The organism is Chitinophaga caeni, assembly GCF_002557795.1.
GTDB classification, from domain to species: Bacteria; Bacteroidota; Bacteroidia; order Chitinophagales; family Chitinophagaceae; genus Chitinophaga; species Chitinophaga caeni.
In genome coordinates, this window is sequence record NZ_CP023777.1 from 2318970 (window position 1) to 2343294 (window position 24325).

General features: G+C 42.0%; 25 protein-coding genes. 18 read left to right on the top strand and 7 right to left on the bottom strand.

What is annotated here, in order from left to right; genetic code table 11:
- Nucleotides 1-24: 24 nt before the first annotated feature.
- The 10 genes from secY (at nt 25) to carA (ending at nt 7683) form a co-directional block, all read left to right on the top strand.
- Nucleotides 25-1371 (top strand): preprotein translocase subunit SecY, encoded by a 1347-nt coding sequence (gene secY, locus COR50_RS09825; RefSeq protein WP_098193826.1) that lies wholly within the window; start codon nt 25-27, stop codon nt 1369-1371.
- 103 nt (nt 1372-1474) lie between these two features.
- Nucleotides 1475-2275, top strand: coding sequence for a type I methionyl aminopeptidase (map, locus tag COR50_RS09830; RefSeq protein ID WP_098193827.1), 801 nt, complete (start codon nt 1475-1477; stop codon nt 2273-2275).
- 159 nt (nt 2276-2434) lie between these two features.
- Complete coding sequence (gene infA, locus COR50_RS09835; protein ID WP_012789309.1) at nt 2435-2653, top strand: translation initiation factor IF-1; 219 nt, start codon at nt 2435-2437, stop codon at nt 2651-2653.
- A 102-nt stretch (nt 2654-2755) separates the two neighbouring features.
- Complete coding sequence (rpmJ, locus tag COR50_RS09840) at nt 2756-2872, top strand: 50S ribosomal protein L36 (protein ID WP_072360626.1); 117 nt, start codon at nt 2756-2758, stop codon at nt 2870-2872.
- Nucleotides 2873-2928: 56 nt separating this feature from the next.
- Nucleotides 2929-3309 (top strand): 30S ribosomal protein S13, encoded by a 381-nt coding sequence (gene rpsM, locus COR50_RS09845; protein ID WP_098193828.1) that lies wholly within the window; start codon nt 2929-2931, stop codon nt 3307-3309.
- 114 nt (nt 3310-3423) lie between these two features.
- Nucleotides 3424-3819 (top strand): 30S ribosomal protein S11, encoded by a 396-nt coding sequence (gene rpsK / locus COR50_RS09850; RefSeq protein WP_098193829.1) that lies wholly within the window; start codon nt 3424-3426, stop codon nt 3817-3819.
- Nucleotides 3820-3973: 154 nt separating this feature from the next.
- On the top strand, nt 3974-4579 hold the full coding sequence (rpsD, locus tag COR50_RS09855) for a 30S ribosomal protein S4 (protein ID WP_098193830.1): 606 nt from the start codon (nt 3974-3976) through the stop codon (nt 4577-4579).
- Nucleotides 4580-4654: 75 nt separating this feature from the next.
- Nucleotides 4655-5650, top strand: a complete 996-nt coding sequence (locus tag COR50_RS09860; protein ID WP_098193831.1) for a DNA-directed RNA polymerase subunit alpha — start codon at nt 4655-4657, stop codon at nt 5648-5650.
- 130 nt (nt 5651-5780) lie between these two features.
- A complete protein-coding gene (rplQ, locus tag COR50_RS09865) occupies nt 5781-6266 on the top strand; it encodes a 50S ribosomal protein L17 (RefSeq protein ID WP_394336709.1) in 486 nt (161 codons plus the stop codon).
- 307 nt (nt 6267-6573) lie between these two features.
- A complete protein-coding gene (carA, locus tag COR50_RS09870) occupies nt 6574-7683 on the top strand; it encodes a glutamine-hydrolyzing carbamoyl-phosphate synthase small subunit (RefSeq protein WP_098193833.1) in 1110 nt (369 codons plus the stop codon).
- A 1133-nt stretch (nt 7684-8816) separates the two neighbouring features.
- Here carA and COR50_RS09875 read toward each other — a convergent pair.
- A complete protein-coding gene (locus COR50_RS09875; RefSeq protein ID WP_098193834.1) occupies nt 8817-10010 on the bottom strand; it encodes a pyridoxal phosphate-dependent aminotransferase in 1194 nt (397 codons plus the stop codon).
- Between the two features lie 158 nt (nt 10011-10168).
- Nucleotides 10169-10567 carry a DUF1573 domain-containing protein gene (locus COR50_RS09880; protein WP_098193835.1) on the bottom strand — a complete coding sequence of 133 codons (399 nt, stop codon included), beginning with the start codon at nt 10565-10567 and terminating at the stop codon, nt 10169-10171.
- 246 nt (nt 10568-10813) lie between these two features.
- Here COR50_RS09880 and COR50_RS09885 point away from each other — a divergent pair, with 246 nt between their 5' ends.
- The 5 genes from COR50_RS09885 (at nt 10814) to COR50_RS09900 (ending at nt 16223) form a co-directional block, all read left to right on the top strand.
- Complete coding sequence (locus COR50_RS09885) at nt 10814-13210, top strand: alpha-ketoacid dehydrogenase subunit alpha/beta (protein ID WP_098193836.1); 2397 nt, start codon at nt 10814-10816, stop codon at nt 13208-13210.
- 153 nt (nt 13211-13363) lie between these two features.
- Nucleotides 13364-14299: a DnaJ C-terminal domain-containing protein gene (locus COR50_RS09890; protein WP_098193837.1), complete on the top strand. Its 936-nt coding sequence runs from the start codon at nt 13364-13366 to the stop codon at nt 14297-14299.
- Nucleotides 14300-14305: 6 nt separating this feature from the next.
- Nucleotides 14306-14665 (top strand): hypothetical protein, encoded by a 360-nt coding sequence (locus COR50_RS09895; RefSeq protein WP_098193838.1) that lies wholly within the window; start codon nt 14306-14308, stop codon nt 14663-14665.
- Nucleotides 14666-14871: 206 nt separating this feature from the next.
- Nucleotides 14872-15141: a hypothetical protein gene (locus tag COR50_RS22295; protein ID WP_157760727.1), complete on the top strand. Its 270-nt coding sequence runs from the start codon at nt 14872-14874 to the stop codon at nt 15139-15141.
- Between the two features lie 116 nt (nt 15142-15257).
- A complete protein-coding gene (locus COR50_RS09900) occupies nt 15258-16223 on the top strand; it encodes a D-2-hydroxyacid dehydrogenase (protein WP_098193839.1) in 966 nt (321 codons plus the stop codon).
- 58 nt (nt 16224-16281) lie between these two features.
- Here COR50_RS09900 and COR50_RS09905 read toward each other — a convergent pair whose 3' ends face one another.
- Together COR50_RS09905 and COR50_RS09910 are read right to left on the bottom strand one after the other, a co-directional pair.
- Entirely contained in the window at nt 16282-16992 is a 711-nt protein-coding gene (locus COR50_RS09905; RefSeq protein ID WP_098193840.1) for a YebC/PmpR family DNA-binding transcriptional regulator, read from the bottom strand.
- A gap of 230 nt (nt 16993-17222) precedes the next feature.
- Entirely contained in the window at nt 17223-18671 is a 1449-nt protein-coding gene (locus COR50_RS09910; protein ID WP_098193841.1) for an amino acid permease, read from the bottom strand.
- 275 nt (nt 18672-18946) lie between these two features.
- On the opposite strand from COR50_RS09910, the gene COR50_RS09915 reads away from it, so the two are divergent.
- The 3 genes from COR50_RS09915 to COR50_RS09925 all read left to right on the top strand — a co-directional run bounded on the left by COR50_RS09915 (nt 18947) and on the right by COR50_RS09925 (nt 22285).
- Nucleotides 18947-20197 carry a dicarboxylate/amino acid:cation symporter gene (locus COR50_RS09915; protein ID WP_098193842.1) on the top strand — a complete coding sequence of 417 codons (1251 nt, stop codon included), beginning with the start codon at nt 18947-18949 and terminating at the stop codon, nt 20195-20197.
- A gap of 90 nt (nt 20198-20287) precedes the next feature.
- The gene (locus COR50_RS09920; RefSeq protein WP_098193843.1) at nt 20288-20974 is read left to right on the top strand and encodes a DedA family protein; all 687 of its coding nucleotides are present in this window, start codon (nt 20288-20290) and stop codon (nt 20972-20974) included.
- A 39-nt stretch (nt 20975-21013) separates the two neighbouring features.
- Nucleotides 21014-22285 (top strand): MFS transporter, encoded by a 1272-nt coding sequence (locus tag COR50_RS09925; protein WP_098193844.1) that lies wholly within the window; start codon nt 21014-21016, stop codon nt 22283-22285.
- 21 nt (nt 22286-22306) lie between these two features.
- Here COR50_RS09925 and COR50_RS09930 read toward each other — a convergent pair whose 3' ends face one another.
- The 3 genes from COR50_RS09930 to COR50_RS09940 all read right to left on the bottom strand — a co-directional run bounded on the left by COR50_RS09930 (nt 22307) and on the right by COR50_RS09940 (nt 24173).
- Complete coding sequence (locus tag COR50_RS09930; RefSeq protein ID WP_098193845.1) at nt 22307-22840, bottom strand: NADPH-dependent FMN reductase; 534 nt, start codon at nt 22838-22840, stop codon at nt 22307-22309.
- 27 nt (nt 22841-22867) lie between these two features.
- Complete coding sequence (locus COR50_RS09935; protein ID WP_098193846.1) at nt 22868-23329, bottom strand: MarR family winged helix-turn-helix transcriptional regulator; 462 nt, start codon at nt 23327-23329, stop codon at nt 22868-22870.
- 265 nt (nt 23330-23594) lie between these two features.
- On the bottom strand, nt 23595-24173 hold the full coding sequence (locus COR50_RS09940) for a YceI family protein (RefSeq protein ID WP_098193847.1): 579 nt from the start codon (nt 24171-24173) through the stop codon (nt 23595-23597).
- Nucleotides 24174-24325: the final 152 nt, after the last annotated feature.

Sequence of the window (24325 nt, forward strand, 5' to 3'; positions counted from 1 at the left end):
AGCGCTATTAAACCTAATCTTCCTGTGAAGAAATTTATCGAAACAATCAAGAATATATGGAGCATTGAGGATTTGCGTAAACGCATCCTTACAACGTTACTCCTGGTACTCATTTACCGTATTGGCTCCTATATCGTGTTACCTGGTATAGACCCGACGGCATTGAATAGCTTTTCCAAAACCTCTAATCAAGGTATCTTGGGATTGTTTAATATGTTTGCAGGTGGTTCGTTCTCGCGCGCTTCCATTTTCGCATTGGGGATCATGCCGTATATCTCGGCTTCGATCGCAATTCAATTGTTAACCATCGCGGTTCCCAAGTTCCAGAAATTGCAGAAAGAAGGGGAAAGCGGCCGCCAGAAAATTAACCAGTATACCCGTGTGCTTACCGTTATCGTGACCGCACTGCAAGCCAGCGCTTACGTCGCTTTCTTGAAACAACAGTCCGGTGGCGCGATCATTGAAGAATACGGAGCTTCCATGTTCTGGTTGTCAACGACGATCGTTTTGACGGCCGGCACCATGTTCGTGATGTGGTTAGGCGAAAAAATTACTGATAAAGGTATCGGTAACGGTACTTCTATCATCATCATGATGGGTATCTTGGCCCGTTTACCGGAAGCCCTCCTGCAAGAGTTTTCTTCTAAAACAGCGGATGGTGGTAGCGGATTGGTATTCTTCCTGGTGGAAATAGCCTTCTTTATCGTGATCACGATAGGTTTGATATTGCTGATTCAAGGTACCCGTAAAATCAACGTGAACTACGCTAAACGTATTGTAGGTAACAAACAATACGGCGGTGTGCGCCAGTTCATCCCGTTGAAAGTGAACGCAGCAGGTGTGATGCCGATCATCTTCGCGCAAGCGATCATGTTTATCCCGGCAACCACTATCAGCTTCGCTACGAACGCTGAAAGCGCCAGCGGGTTTATCCGCGTGTTTAGCGATCATACCAACCCGATATACAACGTGATCTACGGAATCTTGGTAATCGTATTTACATTCTTCTATACTGCCTTGATTTTCAACCCGTCTACGATGGCGGATGAAATGAAAAAGAATAACGGGTTTATCCCGGGTGTGAAACCGGGGCAAGCCACTGCCGATTATATCGGCGCGGTGATGGATCGTATTACCTTACCCGGTGCCTTTTTCTTGGCCGTGGTTGGTATTATGCCCGGTATCGCGGCTGCCCTCAACATTAACAGCAACTTTGCTACCTTCTTCGGTGGTACTTCCCTGCTGATCATGGTGGGCGTTATCCTGGATACTTTGCAGCAGATTGAAAGTCAATTGTTGATGCGCCATTACGATGGTTTGATGAGTTCCGGCCGTATCAAGGGAAGAACATCCCCGGCCAGTGCGCAATAACCATGCGTTATGGTGTCGCTACATCATATTTAACCACCTGGGCGTAGTAATTACCTATTCCCCGGTGGTTCTTTTTTAGGTAGGTGATTTAAAAGGTTAGGCTATGATTCATTATAAAACGAAAGAAGAGATTGAGTTGATGAGGAAAAGCGCCCAGTTGGTAAGCGCTACATTGGCAGAAGTCGCCAAGCAGCTGAAACCCGGGATGACTACCCTCGATGTAGATGCTATTGCTTACAAGTTCATAACGGGCAACGGGGCGGTACCTTCTTTCTTGAACTACCATGGGTTTCCTAACACCTGCTGTATCTCGGTAAACGAAGCCGTAGTACACGGTATCCCCAATAATTACGTGTTGAAGGACGGGGATATCATCTCGGTGGATGTCGGTGTATATTTGAACGGTTTCCACGGCGATAGCGCTTATACCTTCGGTATCGGGAACGTGTCTGATGATATCAAGAAATTGATGGCGGCCACGAAAAAGTCCCTCGCTTTAGGTATTGAGAAGGCAGTGGTGGGTAACCGCGTCGGTGATATTTCTTTCGCCATACAGAATTATATCGAGAAGGAACACGGGTACGGCATCGTGCGTGAATTGGTGGGTCACGGTTTGGGTAGGCAGTTGCACGAAGATCCACAAGTGCCGAACTATGGCAGGAGAGGCTCCGGTAACATGATGAAGGAAGGCTTGGTAATTGCCATCGAGCCGATGATTAACATGGGAACCAAGGACGTGCTATACCTGGAGGATGGATGGACCGTGGTAACAGCTGACCGGGAACCTTCCGTTCACTTTGAACATACGGTGGCCGTGAAGAAAGGACAGGCAGATGTATTGAGTTCCTTCAGTATCATCGAAGAAGCGGAGAAAAATAACCCGGCACTCTGTTCTGATTATTAATTTTGTTATTTGTAAATAATTATTAATCAGGATAATACAATTATATTAATTCAATAATTAAACGTGAAAGCATAAATAGCCTTGAAAAGAAAAGATTTCTAGTACAGAATTTTTCAATTTCAAAACTTTTGTGCTATCTTTGCAGTCCTAAAAATTTTTATGGCAAAACAGGCACTCATTAAACAGGATGGTATTATTTTAGAAGCTTTATCGAACGCTATGTTCCGTGTAAAATTGGAAAATGGGCATGAAATATTAGCAACCATATCTGGGAAGATGAGAATGCACTATATCCGCATTCTCCCCGGTGATAAAGTAGGGGTAGAGATGAGTCCATATGATTTGTCAAGAGGTAGGATTATTTTCAGGTATAAGTAAGTCAGGGGTTAAAAGGGACTTATTCTAACAGTTTCTTTATGCAGATGACACGCTTAACTTAATAAATACAAATTTAACTTTTTACTTATAATACTAGTAACAATGAAGGTAAGAGCTTCAATCAAAAAAAGAAGTGCAGATTGCAAAATTGTGCGCAGAAAAGGTAAACTGTTGGTGATCAATAAAAAGAATCCCCGTTTTAAACAACGTCAAGGGTAATATTGATTACCACGGAACTAATTACAAAAAAGACATCATAAAACTAAACAAGTGATATGGCACGTATAGCCGGTATAGATCTTCCTAAAAACAAAAGAGGTGAAATTGGCCTTACCTACATCTATGGTATTGGTCGTTCAACTGCGCAGTATATCCTGACCCAATCAGGTATCGATTTCAACAAGAAAGTGAAAGATTGGAACGATGATGAGCAAGCTGCTATTCGTAATGTAATTAACGCAGAATTTAAAGTTGAAGGTCAACTTCGTTCTGAAGTTCAAATGAATATCAAGCGCTTGTTAGATATTGCTTGTTACCGTGGTCTTCGCCATAGGAAAGGTTTACCAGTTAGAGGTCAACGTACTCGTACTAACAGCCGTACTCGTAAAGGTAAACGTAAGACAGTAGCGGGTAAGAAGAAAGCACCGAAAAAATAGTAGGTAAGATAGTCGTATTTGAAATTCATCATTCCAAATCCGGATTTCAAACACAAAATGATTTTTTCTGTTATAAAGGATTTGGAATAGCAATATAGGAATTCATAAAGTATTATGGCAAAATCTAATACAAAAGCTGCCGCTAAAAAGCGTGTAGTGAAAGTGGATAGCTACGGTGATGTACACATCTCTGCTAGCTTTAACAACATTATCGTGAGCATTACCAACAAGCAAGGTCAGGTGATCTCTTGGTCTTCTGCTGGTAAAATGGGTTTCAAAGGTTCTAAAAAGAACACCCCTTACGCTGCCCAGTTAGCAGCTTCCGATGCAGCAAAAACTGCGATCGATGCTGGTTTCAAAAGAGCTGATGTTTTCGTTAAAGGTCCGGGAGCTGGTCGTGAGAGTGCTATCCGTGCAATCGCTAACTCCGGTATCGAAGTAACCTTGATTAAAGACGTTACTCCTTTACCTCACAACGGTTGCCGTCCTCCTAAGAAACGTAGAGTCTAGTTAAAGATACTTGTTCCAAAGCGAGACCCTGGTTGAACCGGGGTTTTCGTTTTGGAATTCGCATTTATATTTTTTATAATTGGTGGGTGTATGATCAGGTTTTCAGATTTTTTGAAGAGCATACACTGGAACTAAAAAATCTAAAGATTAAAACATGGCAAGGTACACAGGACCAAAGACCAAGATCTCCAGGATCTTCGGTGAGCCCATTCTAGGTAATGGTAAATATTTAGGTAAAAACAGCAACCCTCCAGGTCAGCACGGTGCAAGCCGTAAGCGTAAACAACTGGGTGAATACGCGTTGCAGTTGAGAGAAAAGCAAAAAGCAAAATACACTTACGGTGTATTGGAAAAACAATTCCGTAACCTTTTCGAAGAAGCTAACCGTAGGAAAGGTGTTACCGGTGAAACATTGATCAAATTGTTGGAAGCCCGTTTGGATAACGCGGTGTTCCGCATGGGTATGGCGCCTAGCCGTCCTGCTGCCCGTCAATTGGTTTCCCACAAGCATGTTACCGTGAATGGTATCGTGGTAAATACACCTTCTTGCCAATTGAAACCCGGTGATGTGGTTGCTTTGAAGCCTAAAGCTCAAAACAATACAGCTATCACTAGCGCAGTTCGCGGAAAAAATCCTAAATTTAGCTGGGTAGATTTTAACGAGAAAGAATTTAAAGGTACTTTCATCGCTTATCCAGAAAGAGAAAGCGTTCCTGAAAATATCAAGGAACAATTGATCGTGGAATTGTACTCTAAATAAGTCGTTATAGCCACCTACGGGTGGCTATTAGCCATATATAAGTATATCATAAAACACATAAACCTCGCATATCACATGGCAATTCTAAATTTCCAAAAACCTGATAAGATCGTTTTGCAAAAGTCAACTGACTTTGAAGCTCAATTCGAATTCCGTCCATTAGAACCAGGTTATGGTGTGACAATCGGTAACGCGCTTCGCCGTGTGCTGTTGTCTTCTTTGGAGGGCTATGCCATTGTGGGAATTAAGATTGAAGGCGCTGATCACGAGTTCGCTACCTTGAAAGGTATTACCGAAGACGTAACAGAGATTATCCTGAACCTGAAACAAGTTCGTTTCAAAAGGATCGTAGAAAATGAAGTGACCAACGAAAAAGTGCAGATCTCTATCAAAGGTAAAACCGAGTTCCGCGCGGAAATGATCGAGAAGGCTACTAACTCCTTCCAAATCATGAACCCAGAACTGTTGATCTGTACGCTGGACCCTTCTTCTAAGCTGGATATTGAACTGACTATCGGCAAAGGCCGTGGTTACGTTCCCGCAGAAGAGAACAAACCCAAAGATGCACCGTTCGGCTACATCGCGATCGATTCTGTTTTCACCCCGATTAAAAACGTGAAATACAGCATCGAAAATACCCGTGTGGAACAAAAAACGGATTATGAGAAATTGATCATGGAAGTCGTTACGGACGGTACTATCCATCCGGAAGAAGCCGTGAAACAAGCTTCCCGTATTTTGATCCAACACCTGATGATCATCACTGACGAAAATATCAGTTTTGATACCAAGGACGCGGAAAAAGAAGATGTTGTAGATGAACAAACTTTGCAACTGCGCAAAATCTTGAAAACACCGCTCGAAGATTTAGATCTCAGCGTTCGTGCATTCAATTGCTTGAAAGCTGCTAAAATCAACTCTCTGAGTGAATTAGTTCAATACGAACAAGAGGAATTGATGAAGTTCAGAAACTTCGGTCAAAAATCCTTGAGCGAAATTGAACAGGTTCTCGGTGAAAGAGGTTTGCATTTCGGTATGGACTTATCTAAGTTGAAATTAGACGAAGAATAGTCTATAACGGCTAAGCACCGCTTAAATTAGGTAGAATAACAATTAAACTATAAAAAGTACCCTGTAATTCCTGACACGGTACAGGGGAATTAAACTTACAGTCATGCGCCACGGTGTAAAATTAAACCATTTGAGCAGAACAGCTGCTCACCGCAAAGCCCTTTTGTCTAACTTGGCTTGCGAATTGATCGCTCACAAACGTATTACAACAACTTTGGCGAAAGCTAAAGCTTTGCGTGTATATGTTGAACCTTTATTGACAAGGTCTAAAAATGATTCTACACACAATCGTAGGATTATATTTAGCTACTTGCAAGAGAAAGAAGCTATCAAGGAATTATTTGGAACGATCAGCGAAAAAATCGCTAGCCGTCCAGGTGGTTACACTCGTATCATCAAATTAGGTAAACGTATGGGGGATAACGCTGAAGTTGCCCTGATCGAGTTGGTTGATTTCAATGAAATCTATGGCCAACAAGCAGAAAAAACTGAAGCTAAGAAAACCCGCCGTGCCGGTGGTAGCAGGAAAAAAGCTACTGCTAAAACTGCTGAAGCCGCTACAGAAGAAACTGCTGCTCCGGCGGCAGAAGAAGAAAAATCTGAATCTGCTGAATAAGCTTTGGAATAATTATTTTTTGGAAAAGCCGGTCTTTATGACCGGCTTTTTTTATGTCTCCACCTGCCCAAATTAGGGTATCTTCCCTTCTGCCAAAAAGCAAATGAGCGGTTTAAAAATCGTAATTATTTATATATATGCCCCGAAGCCGGCAGTAGTGATTTCTTTCGCAAGAATTATTTGAAATTCCGTAAAATATTTGGGGGATTTAACGCATGCTTTCATAACTTTGCACAGTTTGTTTCATCGGTTTTGAATGTAAGTAATTGATATTCAAAGCCACAAAATCAAAAACAGGAAGAAAGAAATGCCTCAGTCAAAATCCGTCCAGCCCGCCATGCTGTTGTTAGAAGATGGTACTGTTTTTCATGGGAAAGCATTCGGTAAAATCGGTACCGCATCCGGGGAACTTTGTTTCAATACCGGTATGACTGGCTACCAGGAAGTTTTTACGGATCCTTCGTATAAAGGACAGGTGCTGATTATGAATAATTGCTACATCGGTAATTATGGTACAAAAACCGACGATGTTGAAAGTAGCAGCGTTAAAATCAGCGGATTGATCTGTAAGAATATCGCTTACAACTATTCCAGGCAAATGGCTGACAGTTCATTGGAACAATTCTTACTGGATAACAACCTGGTAGCAATTTATGATGTGGATACCCGCGCATTGGTGGCGCATATCCGCAGTAAAGGAGCTATGAACGTGATTATCTCTTCCGAAATCCTTGATGAAGAGCAGTTGAAAGCCGAATTAGCGAAAGTACCTTCAATGGAAGGACTGGCTCTTTGCGCCGAAGTGTCTACCAAGGAAGCGTACCATGTAGGGGATGCTAATGCTGATATCCGTATCGCGGTGTTGGATAATGGTGTGAAAAGGAACATGCTGAAATGCTTGTCCGAGAAAGGCGCTTACCTCAAGGTATTCCCAACTGAAACAAGCTTCGAAGAGTGCGAAAGCTTCAAACCGCATGCTTATTTTATTTCCAATGGACCTGGTGATCCGGCGCCCTTGAAATACGCGGTGGAAACTATCAAGAAAGTACTTGATGTAGAACGCCCGCTGTTCGGTATCTGCCTTGGCCACCAATTATTAGCCATGGCTAATGGCATCCCGACATATAAAATGCACCATGGGCACCGTGGGTTGAATCACCCGGTTAAAAATCTCAAGACTGGTAAATGTGAGATCACGACGCAGAACCATGGCTTCGCTATTGATGCAGATGCGGTAACCAAGTCTGAAAACATCGAGGTGACGCATATTAACCTGAACGATAACACGATCGAAGGTATCAAAGTGAAAAATAAGCCTGCATTTTCAGTGCAATATCACCCGGAATCGACCCCCGGCCCGCACGACTCCAGGTATTTATTTGATGATTTCTTCACGATGATCCGTGAAAATATGTAATTGGATGGCCGGCTCTTAGAAGCCGGCCATTTTATTTAGTGCCCCGGTGCACAGTAAACCTTTGCCATTCCCGGATATTTATCTGCGCAATTAATATTTCATACACAATACCCCAGCGAAGAAATTCCCCTTGGTATAAACCGTTTACAAGAGAAAAAATAATAGGAAGAATAAGAGAAAAGAAAGAAGAAATAGGATGAGGTAAACTAAGCTAGGCAAAGAGAAAGAAAACAGGGAATAAGTATCCAGAAATCATCCTAAAGCTATCAAGTTAGATTGCCTTCCCTTGCAAATAGCAGTAGATCAAATAAACCCGCGAAAGTGAAATCCGTGTATTTCGGTGAAAATCCGTATCAATCCGTGTAAGAACTTCTCTATTAATCCACATAAAACAAGGACGGTCCTGAAGAATCAGGACCGCGCATTTTAAAAATTCCACGTTATGAAAACTAGCGTAAGAATCATGTAAGCACACAATCCTTAACTTGTCTTTTCATTACATAACAATAATATGAAAAAATTAGAACGTACAGATGGGTTTTAGCACCGTTTTTTAAAAAATCTTGGGCGGCAAGAGGTGTTTTTTGGGAAAGAAGTAGCTGAAATATGCTACAGTAAAGGATTGGGCGGAATATATAAAAAAAATACGGCCCTGTGATCAGAGCCGTTTGCCTTTATAAATTCCACGTTATGAAAAACTGATACAAAAATATGATATTTTGCTAAAACGTTTTAGTTTATAGCAAACTTTTTTACATTTAGATTATAATCGAAATCCTTCGCCGATTTATTGTTTGTCAAAATTCTACAAGTTTCTATTTTGAAAAACAGGTTTAGGGTTTTGAAATATTATATTATAAATAATTTAATATTTGCTATTTTGTTGTTTTGTTAAGAACTTGATACAAATATAAGTCGGAAAATCGAAAAATAAAATAGTTTATGCTTAAAAAATCAAAAAATTTATAAGAAAAGCATATATGTAATTATTTGTAATATATTTTCCGTTCTTTTTGTCGGTAACAGGATCAAAATTACAAATAAAAAAATTGCACCGGGTTAATTCAATATTAACATTGTTGATGTTTTATTGATGAAACCTGGTGCAATTATGTTTAAATGCCGAAAATGCTTTATTTCTTACCCGGGTAGACCCTTAGTGCGGCTGCCAAACATTCCATGGCATGCTGGATATCCCCCGTATTTAAAACGTAGGCCAAACGCACTTCATCCTTACCTAGTCCCGCCGTTGCATAAAAGCCGGTACCGGGGGAAAGCATGACGGTTTGTTGCTTGTATTCGAATGATTCAAGCAGCCATTGGCAGAATTTATCGGCATCGTCGATAGGAAGCTTCGCCATCGCGTAAAAAGCACCGCCTGGGTTCGGGCAATAAACTCCCGGGATTTCGTTCAGCATCTTTACCAAGATATCCCTGCGGGCTTCATATTCTGCCTTGATCCCGTCAAAATAGTCAGCAGGTAAATCAACTGCCGCTTCCGCCGCGATCTGTGCGAAACTTGGCGGGCTCAGGCGTGCCTGGGCAAATTTCATCACCGCATCCAGGACGGTTTGGTTTTTCGTAACCAACGCGCCGATACGCGCACCGCAAGCGCTGTAACGCTTGGATATCGTATCCATCAGGATCACGTTATTATCCATCCCTTCCAGGTTCATGGCCGAAAAATGCTTGCCGGAATAGCAAAATTCACGGTAAGCCTCATCCGAAAACAGGAACAGGTTGTACTTCAAACAGATATGTTTCAATACTTCCATCTCCTCGCGGCTATATAAATAACCGGTGGGATTATTGGGGTTACAGATTAGGATACCCTTGGTTTTCGGCGTGATCAGCTTCTCAAATTCTTCGATGGGCGGCAGCGCGAAACCGGTTTCGATACTCGAAGTTATCGGTTTTACATGCACGTTTGCCGCTACTGCGAAACCATTATAATTAGCGTAAAACGGTTCCGGTATAATGACTTCATCACCCGGGTCCAGGCAGGCCATGAAACCGAACAGGATCGCTTCTGATCCCCCCGTAGTTACAATAATCTGCTGTGATGTTACATCGATATCGAATTTCTTGTAATAACCGGTTAGTTTTTGGCGGTAGCTTTCGTTTCCGGCGCTGTGGCTATATTCCAAGATTTTGAAATGGGATTGGCGTACGGCGTCCAAAACGGGTTCCGGTGTTTCGATATCCGGTTGACCGATGTTTAAATGGTACACTGTAACGCCTCTTTTCTTGGCGGCTTCCGCGTAGGGCACCAATTTCCTGATAGGAGATGGTGGCATCAATTGACCTCTTTGGCTAATGGTGGGCATGATTATACAAATTTTTAGCGATGCAAATGTAAGTGAAAGTACCGTTACGAATAGCTGGAAATATAAAGTAAGGGAAGGAAAATTACTGGCTTGGTTAGGGACATAAAAAAAGCTGGTCTTTCGAACCAGCTTCCATATTAAAATAAGTGAATGTCGAATTAATTTTCAACTTTACCTGTCAGGTACAATTCCTTATCAGAATCGATGCCTTTGAATTTAACCCAAATGGTTTTTCTTTGTTGTCCCACGCCATTTGCAGAGTAAGTCGCTGTTATCTTTCCAGTTTTACCAGGTAATACCGGTTCAACAGTCCAAGTAGGTTGCGTACATCCGCAGCTTGCCCTTGCAGTTTCAACTAACACCGGTTCTTTACTCGTATTGGTAAATTCAAAATTCACGGTAACGGCTTTGTTCAACTTGGTGGTACCGAAGTCGATCGTCTCGTTCTTGAATTTAACTTTTGCATCAACCGGGTTAGTACTACCGGATTGAGCTTGGGCAAACAGTGCAGTTGCTAAGAACATACTCGCAAATAGGGATAAGATAAACTTTTTCATCGTTAAATATTTGGTTTTTTACGAATGGTTAAATATAATAGAATTTAACATCTGTCATTAAAACAAATTTACTGCCAATTTTGTTAGCGGCCACAACAATTTATTAAAATCTTCTTAAAAAAACTATTATTTTATATGAATGTATCTATCAAATGTTGCCGAGAATTGAAAGCTGTCAACAGATGAGTACCTGGGACGAACTTATTACTTTTAAACCTTACATTTGTAATTATTAACAGCATAGGTATGAAAGAAAATAATGAATTAGCCATGAAATCGGATAGCCAGTTATCATTCGATCAATTCCGCGAGGAAGTGATACGCGATTACCGCATTGCTTGTGAAAGTAGGGAGACCAGCTTGCTTGCCAGGAGGGAAGTGTTAACGGGAAAAGCAAAATTTGGAATCTTTGGAGATGGTAAGGAATTGGCACAGGTAGCGATGGCGAAATATTTTCAACCGGGTGATTTCAGATCCGGGTATTACCGTGACCAGACTTTTGCATTCGCTAGCGGCATTGCAACGGTCGAACAATTTTTCTCCCAATTATATGCTGACCCGGATATTAACCATGATCCATTCTCAGCAGGAAGGCAGATGAACTCGCATTTTGCCACTCCTAACATCGATGAAAACGGGGAACTGCTTCCCTTGGTAGATATGAAAAATACGGCGGCTGATATGGCCCCGACCGCAGGTCAAATGCCACGTTCCATCGGCTTGGCTTACGCTTCCAAATTATTTAGAAATGTACCGGAACTAGAAGCTTTTCAAGGGTTATCTAACAACGGCAACGAAGTTTGCTTTACTACTATCGGTGATGCTTCCACCTCGGAAGGGCACTTTTGGGAAACGGTGAACGCCGCGGGCGTATTACAAATTCCTTTAGCAATATTTGTTTGGGATGATGGTTACGGTATTTCCGTACCACGTAAGTTTCAAACAACAAAAGGATCTATCAGCGAAGTGCTGGAAGGATTTAGAAAACAACCCGATACTAACGGTATCGAAATTTATACGGTGAAAGGTTGGGATTATGCCGGGATGTGCGAAGTATTTGAAGAAGGTATCCGCAAAGCCCGCGAAACGCATGTTCCCGTATTATTCCATGTAGAAGAAATAACCCAGCCACAGGGGCATTCTACTTCCGGTTCACACGAAAGGTATAAATCAAAAGAACGCCTGGCTTGGGAAAGGGAATTTGACTGTATCGCGAAAATGCGCCAGTGGCTGGTTGAAAATGCACTCGTTGAGGAAGCTGTACTAGATGAAATTGAAGTAGAAGCTAAAGCTGCCGTTATAGAGTCGAAAAAGAAAGCTTGGGAGAAATACATCGTTGTCATCAAACAGCAAGTTCAAGACTTGGTCAAATACACGGCGAACCTTGTTAATGAAGGCACCGATGCCGCTTTTATCAATAAAACCATTCAAGAATTACAGGCTAACAGGGAACCGCAAAGGAAAGATGTTTTGAAGGCTGCCGCATCTATCGTTTTTAGAAATTCAAAGTCGAACAGCAATGCGGTGCTTCAACTGAAAAATTTCTACCTTGAACTGCTAACATTACAAAAGCAAAGTTATAACTCGGACTTATACGCTTCCGGTGTTAATTCCGCATTAAACGTGCAGGCAATACCTGCTGAATATGCTGAAGAGGCAGCAATGGTAAACGGTTACGAAGTTTTAAATAAATATTTTGATCAACTTTTCTCCAGCAATCCCAGGGTATTTGCCTTCGGGGAAGATGTTGGTAAAATCGGGGATGTCAACCAGGCCTTCTCCGGTTTACAACAGAAACATGGCAAGCTGAGAATTTCCGATACAGGTATCCGTGAACTAACGATCATGGGGCAGGGCATCGGGATGGCGCTAAGGGGTTTAAGGCCCATCGCGGAAATTCAGTACCTGGATTATTTATTGTACGGTTTACAACCTTTAAGCGATGATGTGGCTACGCTGCAATACCGCACCAAGGGAAAACAGTTCTGCCCGATCATCGTGCGTACCAGGGGCCATCGCCTGGAAGGTATATGGCACTCCGGCAGCCCGATGGGGATGATCATCAATTCATTAAGGGGCATGCATGTTTGTGTTCCGAGGAACATGGTTCAAGCAGCAGGAATGTATAATACTTTGCTAAAGGCTAATGAACCGGCAATCGTGATTGAATCGCTCAACGGTTACCGGCTGAAAGAAAAATTACCGGTTAATCTAGCCGACTTTACCGTTCCCTTAGGAAAGGTAGATATCATGAAGGAAGGTGATGATATCACCATCGTTTCTTACGGCTCCACGCTGAGGATCGTGCAGGAAGCATTACCCATGTTGGAGAACCTAGGCATCTCGGTTGAATTAATCGATATTCAAACCCTGCTGCCATTCGATCTCGATCATGATATCCTTGCTTCGCTGAAAAAAACGAACCGGATTCTTTTCGTAGATGAGGATGTACCGGGCGGTGCAGCCGCCTTCATGTTCCAACAGGTGATCGAAGTACAGGGCGGTTATCGCTGGTTAGATACGAAGCCGCGTACCTTGACTGCCCAAGCACATCGACCGGCGTACGGATCGGACGGGGATTATTTCTCTAAGCCGAATGCAGAAGATGTGATCAGCACCGTAATGGAAGTCATGGCGGAATAAGAAAAATAACTATTTAACTACCCATAAACGGAAGCGCGGACCTTGAACAAGTTTTGCGCTTTTTTTGTTAGCAATGTTGTAAGTGATTGCCTTGTAAAATGGTATAGTTATAGCTATTAGATCTATATAGGAAGGCCTCAAATCATCTTTAACATGGATTACAAAGATTATTACAAAATTTTAGGGGTAGAAAAAAACGCTACGCCGGATGCCATCAAGAAAGCTTATAGAAAACTAGCCGTTAAATACCACCCGGATAAAAACCCTGATGATCAATTAGCAGAAGAAAAATTTAAAGAAATCACCGAGGCATACGAAGTGCTGAGCGATGCAGAAAAAAGAAAGAAATACGATGCTTTCGGTGAAAATTGGAAGTATTATGAACAAGCCGGTGGACAACAAGGTGATTTCGATTGGTCGAAATGGCAAAATGCAGGGAGAGGCGGTGCCGGTGGTTACCGGCAGGCTTCGCAGGAGGACATTAACGATATGTTCGGTGATGGGGGGCAGTTCTCAGATTTCTTCGAACATTTATTCGGTGGAAATTTCCGCTCCCAGTCAAGGGGTAGGAGAAGCCGTTCCATGCGGGGACAAGATATACGCGCCACGATGGGGATATCAATTACGGATGCTTATGCCGGTGCAACGAAGCAAATCGAAATAAGTGGCCAGAAACTGAATTTGAAGATTAAGCCGGGCACTTACGATGGACAGGTATTAAGACTCAAAGGAAAAGGAGAACCGGGGTACAACGGTGCCGAGGCAGGCGATTTATTGATTACCATTCAAGTGCAAGATGATGCGCAGTACCACTTGCAGGGCAATGATATTTATTCGGATGTTCCCATCGATGTTTTTACGGCGATATTGGGTGGGAAAATACAGGTCCAGACACCCGGCAGCACTTTGCAGTTAAATATTCCTGCCGGGACTGACAGCGGCCGGATGTTCAGGTTAAAAGGCAAAGGTATGACTTCTGCTAACGGTGTTACCGGTGATTTTTACGTGAAAGTTGCTATACAGGTACCTAAGAACCTCAGTGATGATGAGAAAGCCCAAATCGAAAAATTAGCAAACCGTCAAAAGTAAACGATCATGTTGAAACTATATGAATACTTAGACGAAGTTATCTCGATGCGACAAGTTCAATTTGATAAAGAGCCCTTGGAATATTATGCCAGTGATATTATCCGCCTCTTGGGCTACGGGGATGTCAACGCCATTAAACAAGCCATGTTTAGGGCGATGGAAGCTTGCGTCGCATTGCATTACCCTGTTAATTTACATTTCAAGAAAACTTATTGTTGGAAGGACGGCGAAATGCTAACGGATTGGCAAATGAGTATGCTCGGTTGCTACTTCCTCGTTATAAATTGTGATCCTTCAAATCCCAACGTAGCTAAAGCACAATTACTTATCGGCCTACAAGGAGGTAAAATGCCCCGCAAGAAGTAAGTTTTCCCAGTTCCAGCCCTGTTCATTTTTTGTTCATTTTTTGTGCTGCGTTTCCTGCGCAGGAATTAGAATTAATTTTGTATTCTATCAAAACCTGGTAGTAAATAACCAAACCAAAGGTCATGTTGAATGCTATACGGAGTAATATCCGTGTGGAAAAGACGCCAATTCAAACTTATCCTTGAAGAATACCAAAATTTATTGTAATGGATGTAAGATGCCTTTACTGTAGTGATGCAATTATTATCAAGCAAAATTCGAAACATGTTCGTTGTGAAAGATGCGGTGGCCCTGTACAGAGAATGCAATTTGTAAAGCTTATGCAGGGAATTCATCCTTTAGGCGAGCAGCATAGTATCGTGATCGATAACAAGCAATGTTATGGTATTTATAAATCGAGTTTCGGGACTTATGTTATCAATGAATTGACCAATAAATTTGAACAATTAAGCTCATCGCATTTAAGGTTCTCATAGGGATTAGTCCTGTCTCAGCTTCATACCCACGCTGCCTTTCATGCAGGATATCTAAAAAAATCTCCCTAATAACTCCATCCTTGCAGAATTATTATTAAATTTTGCAAAAACAAAGTATGCAGATTGTAGTACTCGACGGGTACACTTTAAATCCCGGTGATCTAAGTTGGGAGTCATTATTTGCACTGGGAAGTGTGAAAATGTATACCCGCACGCCACCGAATGAAGTAGTGGAAAGGGCTAAAGATGCCGATATTATACTCACTAATAAAGTGGTGCTAACCGCCGAGATGATCGAACAATTTGATCACCTTAAGTATATCGGCGTAATGGCAACGGGATATAATGTTGTTGACCTTGCAGCGGCGAACAAGCGCGGTATACCCGTGACCAACGTCCCGGCATATAGTTCGGAGAGTGTTGCGCAATTAACTTTCGCACTTCTGTTGGAGTTATGCCATCATGTTGGTGAACATAATACCGCGGTGAAGCAGGGAGAATGGACGGGCGCACCGGATTTTAGTTTCTGGAAGTACCCCTTGGTTGAATTGGCTGGGAAAACTATGGGTATCGTGGGTTTGGGGAATATCGGCAGAAAGGTTGCGCAGTTGGCGCAGGCATTCGGGATGCATATTATCGCGCATCATAAACACCCGGAAAGGGACCGCATGGAAGGAGTCAGGTTTACAAGCTTGGAAGATTGTTTTCAGAATGCCGATGTTGTTTCCTTGCATTGCCCGTTAAACGATGCTAATAAAGGATTTGTCAATGCAGGTTTGTTGCGTAAAATGAAAGCGACGGCATTCCTGGTCAATACTAGCCGCGGTCCGCTAATCAATGAACAAGATTTGGCCGATGCGTTAAAAAATAATGTAATTGCCGGTGCGGCGGTAGATGTATTATCGACAGAACCACCCGTTTCAACAAACCCCTTGCTTTCATCGAAGAATTGCATTCTCACGCCGCATATTGCTTGGGCTACGAAGGAGGCTAGGGAACGGTTACTAGGGGTTTTAGTAGATAATATAACGGCGTTTCAGTCAGGTAAACCAACGAATGTTGTAAACGATCCGGTAAAATAATATTCATCCTGAAATAAAAAACACCGCCCGGCATACCGGGAAACCGGGCGGTGTAAAATTATGCAAGGTTGTGAAATACTTGTTGAACATCATCGTCTTGCTCGATCCTATCAATCAATTCCAGTACTTCTTTAGATTGTTCTTCGTTCAGTTCCACTGTATTTAAAGGAATGCGTTTTAATTCTGCGCTGATGGCGCTAATACCGCGTTCTTCCAATGCTTTGGACATATTCCCAAAATCATTGAAAGCAGTACGTATAATGATATTACCTTCGCTATCTTCCCCGATTTCCTCCAGTCCATGGTCGATCAGTTCCAGCTCTAATTCCTCGATATCTTGACCTTCTTTAGCTATTTTAAATTCTCCCATGCGGTTGAATGTAAATGCAACGGAGCCGCTATTCCCTAGGCTGCCGCCACCCTTGTTGAAATACATGCGCACATTAGCAACGGTACGGGTAGAGTTATCGGTAGCCGTTTCTACCATCACGGCAACACCGTGCGGCGCGTATCCTTCGTACACTACTTCTTCATAATCAGCTTTGTCTTTCCCCATGGCTCTTTTGATCGCTGCTTCCACGCGATCTTTCGGCATGTTCACACCCTTGGCATTCAGCATGCAACGGCGCAAAGCAGGGTTGTTATCCGGATCAGGACCACCGGCCTTTACAGCGATAGCGATCTCTTTACCGATACGGGTAAATTGCTTGGCCATCCTATCCCAGCGGGCAAACATCGTGGCCTTTCTAACTTCAAATATTCTTCCCATATATATTTTTTGAAGGTAATACCGTGAATCCCAGCAGTATTACATTATTCGTAATCATTTAGCCAGTAAGGTTATAATACAAGCTTGGCGGTTGCAAAAATATTAAATTCTGCCAATTTGGGCGTTATTCAAAGATGAAAATCCGTATACCTTGAACCTAAAATTAATAAGAAAGGCCAACTTCTAAAAGTTGACCTTTCTTATTGGAATAATTTATAAAGTCTAAGGAATTATTTGTCATTTCTTAGCTTACTATGTTTCTTACCATAAGTGAAGTAAATGATAAAGCCCAGTCCCATCCAGATGGCGAGGCGTAACCAGGTATCCCAAGGTAAAGAAGCCATTAAGCCGATACAAATCAAAATACCTAAGATCGGTACTAAAGGTACCAGTGGTGTTTTGAACGGACGTACCGCGTCAGGTTGTGATTTGCGCATCACGATTACACCGATACAAACTAATGCAAATGCGAATAATGTACCGATACTTACCATTTCACCTACAACATGCACCGGAACAAATGCCGAGAACAAGCTTACGAAGAAAAGAAATAAGATATTGGATTTATACGGAGTACGGAATTTAGGGTGAATGTTAGAGAATGTTTTCGGTAATAGACCATCCAAACTCATACTGTAGAATACGCGCGATTGACCCATCAACATCACTAGGATTACAGATGTGTAACCTGCCAAAATTGCCACGATAATACCTTGTTGTAACCACTCGTATGGTGTTTTCGCGATCGCGATAGCAACGGGAGCAGCACTGTCTTTAAACTCGGTATAATTGGCTAAACCGGTCATTACGTGCGCAAACAATACGTACAAAACGGTACAAATCATCAAGGAACCCAGGATACCGCGTGGCATATCTTTTTGAGGGTTTTTCGCTTCCTGTGCAGCAGTAGACACGGCATCAAAACCGATAAACGCAAAGAATACAACGGCAGCGCCTCTCAAGATACCGGAAACTCCGAAATGACCGAATACGCCGGTATTTTCAGGGATATACGGATTATAGTTAGCCGGGTTGATGTGACCCCAACCTACAGCGATGAACACTAGCACTACAGCTACTTTCAATATAACCAATAAGCCGTTCATGAAAGCAGATTCCTTCGTACCGCGGATCAAAATCAAAGACAAGGCTACTACGATGGCAACAGCGGGAAGGTTTAGTATACCGCTTACAACGCTTCCATCAGCCATGGTAACGGATTCGAAAGGAGAGCAAGTAAGTTGCGGGGGGAGGTGTAAACCGAAATTATGTAAGAATTTAACCAGGTATTGAGACCAACTAATGGATACTGTTGCAGCGCCCAACGCATATTCCAACACGAGATCCCAACCGATGATCCAGGCCACCAATTCACCCATCGTAGCATAAGAATATGTATAAGCACTACCCGCGATTGGGATCATGCTGGCAAATTCTGCATAACATAAACCTGCGAAAGCACAACCGATAGCACCTACTACAAAGGAAATAGTAACGGCTGGTCCCGCGTTATTAGCTGCTGCAAGGCCGGTTAGAGAGAAAAGTCCAGCACCGATGATGGCACCAATTCCTAGAGCAATTAAATTGTTGGCTGACAATGTTCTTTTCAAGCCTTTTTCAGACTCTGAAGCTTCTGCTAACAGTCGTCCTAGCGGCTTTTTGACAAAAGGTCCGTTCATACAATGTTGTTGTTGTAAGGTTGATATTTTTGCGTTTAGATTTTTATAGATTCGTCAAATATAGGCATCTATGTTGAAAAGTCTTAATTTTTTATTTAATCGGAAAATGGGGAAAACAAGCTGAATAACAATTTCAGTTTATCATTTATAACCTTATTTTTGGGAAATTTTAGAATAGGACTTCCTGTAACGCGCTCCAAAATCTGAATGGCCTGGAGATGGCTGGAGGGATTCCATTTTATTGATCAACAATCATCTAAACTAACTACATAGGAATGAAGAAAAAATCGAACCTGCTGACGATCTTTATATTCGGTGCCATGATATTGGGTATCATTTTAGGATATGTTTATTGGAAAATGGTGCCGGAAGTGGAAAGCCGTGATCAGTTTGCGGAAAAAATATCTATTTTATCCCACGTGTTCTTGCGTTTAGTGAAGATGATTATTGCACCTTTAGTTTTTTCAACTTTGGTATTAGGGGTGGCTAAATTAGGAGATATAAAGGCTGTTGGGAGGATTGGTGCTAAAACTATGGGTTGGTTCATTACCGCGACATTCGTTTCCCTATTTCTAGGGTTAATTTTAGTAAATCTTTTAAAACCGGGTGTAGGACTAAATTTACCGCTTCCAGATATCCATGCATCAAGCGGGGTAGAAAGAGCGGATATGACACTTAGGGGCTTCTTTGACCACATAGTTCCGGAAAGTGCTATCATGGCTATGGCGGAGAATGAGATATTACAAATTGTAATATTCGCATTGTTTTTTGGAATTGCAACGGCCGCTATTGGTGAAGCGGGAACACCGATAGTTAAATTGATGGATTCAGTAGCCCATGTTATGTTAAAAGTTACTGGCTATGTTATGAATTTTGCCCCGTTCGCGGTATTTGGAGCAATGGCTGCGATCATTGCTAAATCTGGCCCGGATATACTCATTACTTACCTTGTTTTTTTAATCCAGTTCTATATAGGATTAATGATTCTATGGTTCATATTATTATTTGCGGGGTATGTGATAGTTGGAAAGCCGATTACCGGTTTATACAAAAAACTAATTGCTCCCATCACTATGGCATTTGCTACGGCTAGTAGTGAAGCAGCTTACCCCCGTACCATGCAATCTTTGGAAGAGTTCGGTTGTGATAATAGGATCGTAAGTTTCGTATTGCCGTTAGGCTATTCATTCAACCTGGATGGTTCTATGATGTATATGACTTTTGCAAGTTTATTTATTGCGCAAGCTTATGGAATGCATTTAAGTATAGAACAACAAATCACGATGTTGTTAGTTCTTATGATTACAAGTAAAGGTATTGCCGGAGTGCCGAGGGCTTCATTGGTAGTAATTGCAGGTACATTAGCTTTATTTAATATCCCCGAAGCAGGTTTGTTGCTTTTAATAGGAATCGACCATTTCCTCGATATGGGACGCTCCGCAACCAACGTAATCGGTAACGCGATGGCTTGCACAGCCGTATCTAAATGGGAAGGTAAATTGGAATTACAGCCCGAAGAAGCTTAAAAATAACTTTTGTTTAGCATTTAAATCTGTATTTTTCCTTGTCATTTCAGTTGGAATGGCAAGGATCTATTTTTTAACATTTGAATACGCATGGACCAGATTATCGAGTTTTTGAAGCATTTGATTAATCCCGAGTGGATTATTACGCATGGTGGTTTTTATTTGATTTTATTTATCATTTTCGCAGAAACAGGTCTGTTCGTTGGATTCTTCCTTCCAGGAGATTCCTTGTTATTCGTGGCGGGTATTTACAGTGGATTGTTATGCGAAAGCTTCTTCAATATTCCGTTCTTTGCATTGATGTTGCTCGTTGCTCTCGCGGGTATTTTGGGGAATATGGTTGGTTATTGGTTTGGCCGCAAATCTGGCCCCATGTTATACCGCAAGAAAGACACTTTCCTGTTCCGTCAAAAGCATTTGCATCAAGCACATGAATTTTATGAGAAATACGGTGGCGGCGCTATTTTCGTAGCCCGTTTTCTTCCTATCGTGCGGACTTTTGCACCTATTGTTGCCGGTATCGTGGAGATGGATCGTAAAAAATTTATGTTCTACAACATTATCGGTTCTTTCGCCTGGGTATTTTCGCTCATGCTAGCAGGGCATTATCTTGATAAATATTTTCCAGATCTGAAAAATCATTTGGAGTTAATCATCATCATTATTATCTTGATTACGACCTTGCCGGTTTTGATCAAATTATTCTTCGGTAAAGCGAAGAAACCAATCGGGGCCGGACAGGTAGAGGCTTCATCGCAAGATCAGCAGCAAGAGTAGGGGAAGCTATACACGCGTCATTTCACGTTATAATTATATATGCATCCTGAATCCACGTCAACCGGGAAAACCCGGGTATTCAACGCGGCCGTTATCGTTGCTTCGCTTGGATATTTTGTAGACATCTATGATCTCCTATTATTTGGAATCGTTCGTATTAAGAGCTTACAATCCTTAGGCTTAGATAAGGAACAGATTGAACATTACGGTTTATTATTGATTAATTACCAGATGGCCGGGTTACTCATCGGTGGTATTATCTGGGGTATTTTAGGCGATAAACGTGGCCGCTTATCTGTTCTTTTCGGTAGCATCCTACTGTATTCCGTTGCTAATATCGCCAATGGAATGATCGGTGGGGATAATGCCATTACCTGGTATATCGTTTGGAGATTTGTTGCGGGGCTTGGCTTGGCTGGAGAACTCGGTGCAGGGATTACCCTCGTTTCAGAGGTATTACCGAAGGAGAAGCGGGGCATCGGTACTATGATCGTTGCAAGCATAGGTATTTCCGGGGCTATAGCGGCATATTTCGTATCAACCTATTTCGGGGATGATTGGAGGATGTGTTACTACATTGGCGGTGGGCTTGGCTTGACGCTTTTATTCTTAAGGATCAGCGTGGTAGAGAGCGGGATGTTCCATAATAGCCGGCAGGAAAATGTGAGCCGCGGCAATTATCTCAAGTTTTTTACAGATGGCAACCGGTTTAAACGTTACTTAAAGTGTGTACTCATCGGTACACCGACTTGGTATGTTGTCGGTATCCTGATATTTTTCTCCAATTCTTTTGCCGAACATTTAGGGGTACAAGGTAAAATAGAACCCGGCAAAGCGATCATGATTTGTTATGCCGCTTTAACCATCGGGGATTTTGCCAGCGGTGCGTTGAGTCAATATTTGAAAAGCAGGAAAAAAGTACTGTACATATTTTATGCATTGACTTTGGCCAGCATCATTATTTATTTTTCTGCTCACGGTGTTTCTACGACTGCATTTTATTGCATCTGCGGTTTGCTGGGTTTCAGTGTTGGGTTCTGGGCAATATTTGTAACGGTGGCAGCAGAACAGTTTGGTACAAACTACCGCGCCATGGCAGCTACTACGGCGCCTAACTACGCCCGTGGCATGCTGAATGTTATTACACCGGTTTTTTTATCATTGCAAACTGTTTTAGAAGGTCGTTTTAACTCTTCCTACCTGGCCAGCGGTTTGATAACAGGTTTAATCTGCATGGCTGTTGCTTTCATCGCCGCCTTAACTAGTGATGAAACTTTCGGCAAAGAATTGAATTATGTTGAAAATGACTAAGTATTCAAAATTAAGTGCCAATTATAGCACCCAACGCTTATAGCTTTCCACGAATTGCAGGCATTCTTGTTCCGTTTGACTATCGAGGAAATCACCGTCGGAATTAATTTTCCCCTTGATTCCCTGGATGATTAAACTACAGGAATCTTGCAATTGGGCCATCAAGGTAGTAAGTATCAGTTGTAATTCTTCATGTCCTTTAATACCCATTGCCGCGGCAGTTATGATGCCAACAGGTTTTTCATTAAACACGGTCGTAGCCACGCACCATTCGAAGAGGTTTTTTAACCCGCTGGGTATGCTGAAGATATATTCCGGGGAACAAATAATGACGCCATCTGCCTGCAAGATCGATTCCCTAACTTCGAGGATGCTTGCAGGAGGCTCATCGGTGGATAAACTGGGATCGAAATGCGGTAAGGATTTTAAGTTATTATAGATGCGGGTATTGAAAATATCTTTTGCCTGGCGGGCAATAAATTCAATGATTCTATAGTTGGAAGATGGATGGCTGGCGCTACCGTTAATAATCAAGATACTTTTCTTCTTTTCCATATACTAAGTTCCTACCCTGCTCAAAGTTTAATAATTGGTCAATATCTTATCTAAAAGATGGTTTAACTGTTGAATTTCTCCATCGTTCAAGGTATCTTTTAGGTTATCTTCCAAGGTGTGCAGTTCTAAATCGATGGTTTTCAATAGCTCTAAACCTTTTGCCGTAATGGAAACATCGACAGCGCGGCGATCCATCTCGCAACTTTTGGTATCAATCAATCCCGCTTTTTTCAACCGTTGTACTAGCCGGGAAACATCACTCATCTTATCCAGCATCCTTTCTTTCAAGGAATTGATACTAGCAACTTTAGGGTGTTGTCCCCTCAATATCCGCAGGATATTGAACTGTTGCATGGTGATATCGTATTGTTTAAAAAATTGTTGGTGACGGTCTACCATCCAATTTCCTACAAATACGAGGCTCACCATCCCGCGGTGATAGTCATTAGTAAAAGCTTTTGTTGCGATCAGTTTTTCTAGATTCGACATAAATGGAGAGTATAAGCTACTTCAATAAAAATAAAATTACGAATAAGGTACGAAATTGCATCCATTTTCAGAAAGCTAAGCATTTGACAAGCACCAAGTTAGTCTTGTCGGTAATTGGTTGATTCTTGTACTTGGCTCCCGGGGGATAGGTTTTTCAATAATCCATCATCCAGCATAAAATTAAGGATATTACGCTAAAAAATACTTTACAAAAAAAGGCGATGTTTTTTACACCGCCTTGCCTGGTTAAATTTTGTTGTATTCCTTAAGATTTTTGTTGTACGATTTCCAGGTTAATCACCAGGCGCACTTCTTTACCAACAGCAGTATTGTCTTTCCCGTAATTGATATTAAAATCGAAGCGGTTGATTTTAGTTTTGGCGATAAAACCGGCGCGGTTATTACCCCAGGGATCCACGATGATACCACCTTTATGTACGACCTCGAAAGTAACTGTTTTCGTTACATCCCTGATCGTAAGGTCACCAACTAGCAAGTATTTATCATCGCTAATTTTCTTGAAAGCGGTACCGGTAAATTTCATTTCGGGGAACTTGGCAGCATTGAAGAAATCATCACTTTTCAAGTGCGTATCCCTTTGATCTACCCCGGTGTTTACGCTGTTTACATCAACGGTAAAGTTGATTTGAGCGCCTGTAAAATCCTTGTTGGAGCTAACAACAGTTCCATCGAACTTTTCGAATTTACCTGCTACCTGGGAGATCCCGAGGTGGTTTACGCTGAAATTTACAGAAGTATGCGCTGGGTCAGCCTTCCAGGTAGTTTTTTGGGCAAAAAGCGCCAGGGGAGCAAAGGCCACTAGGGCTAGCAATAATTTTTTCATATTGTATGTGTTTTATAATGCAAATGTAGCATTATTGACAATACATGTTGCAACATATATTGTCAATTTACTGTTAAAATAATAATTACAGTTAAGGTTATCCCGGCGATAAAAGAGGCCCTATTCCGATCCAACGGAATAGGGCCTAAAAT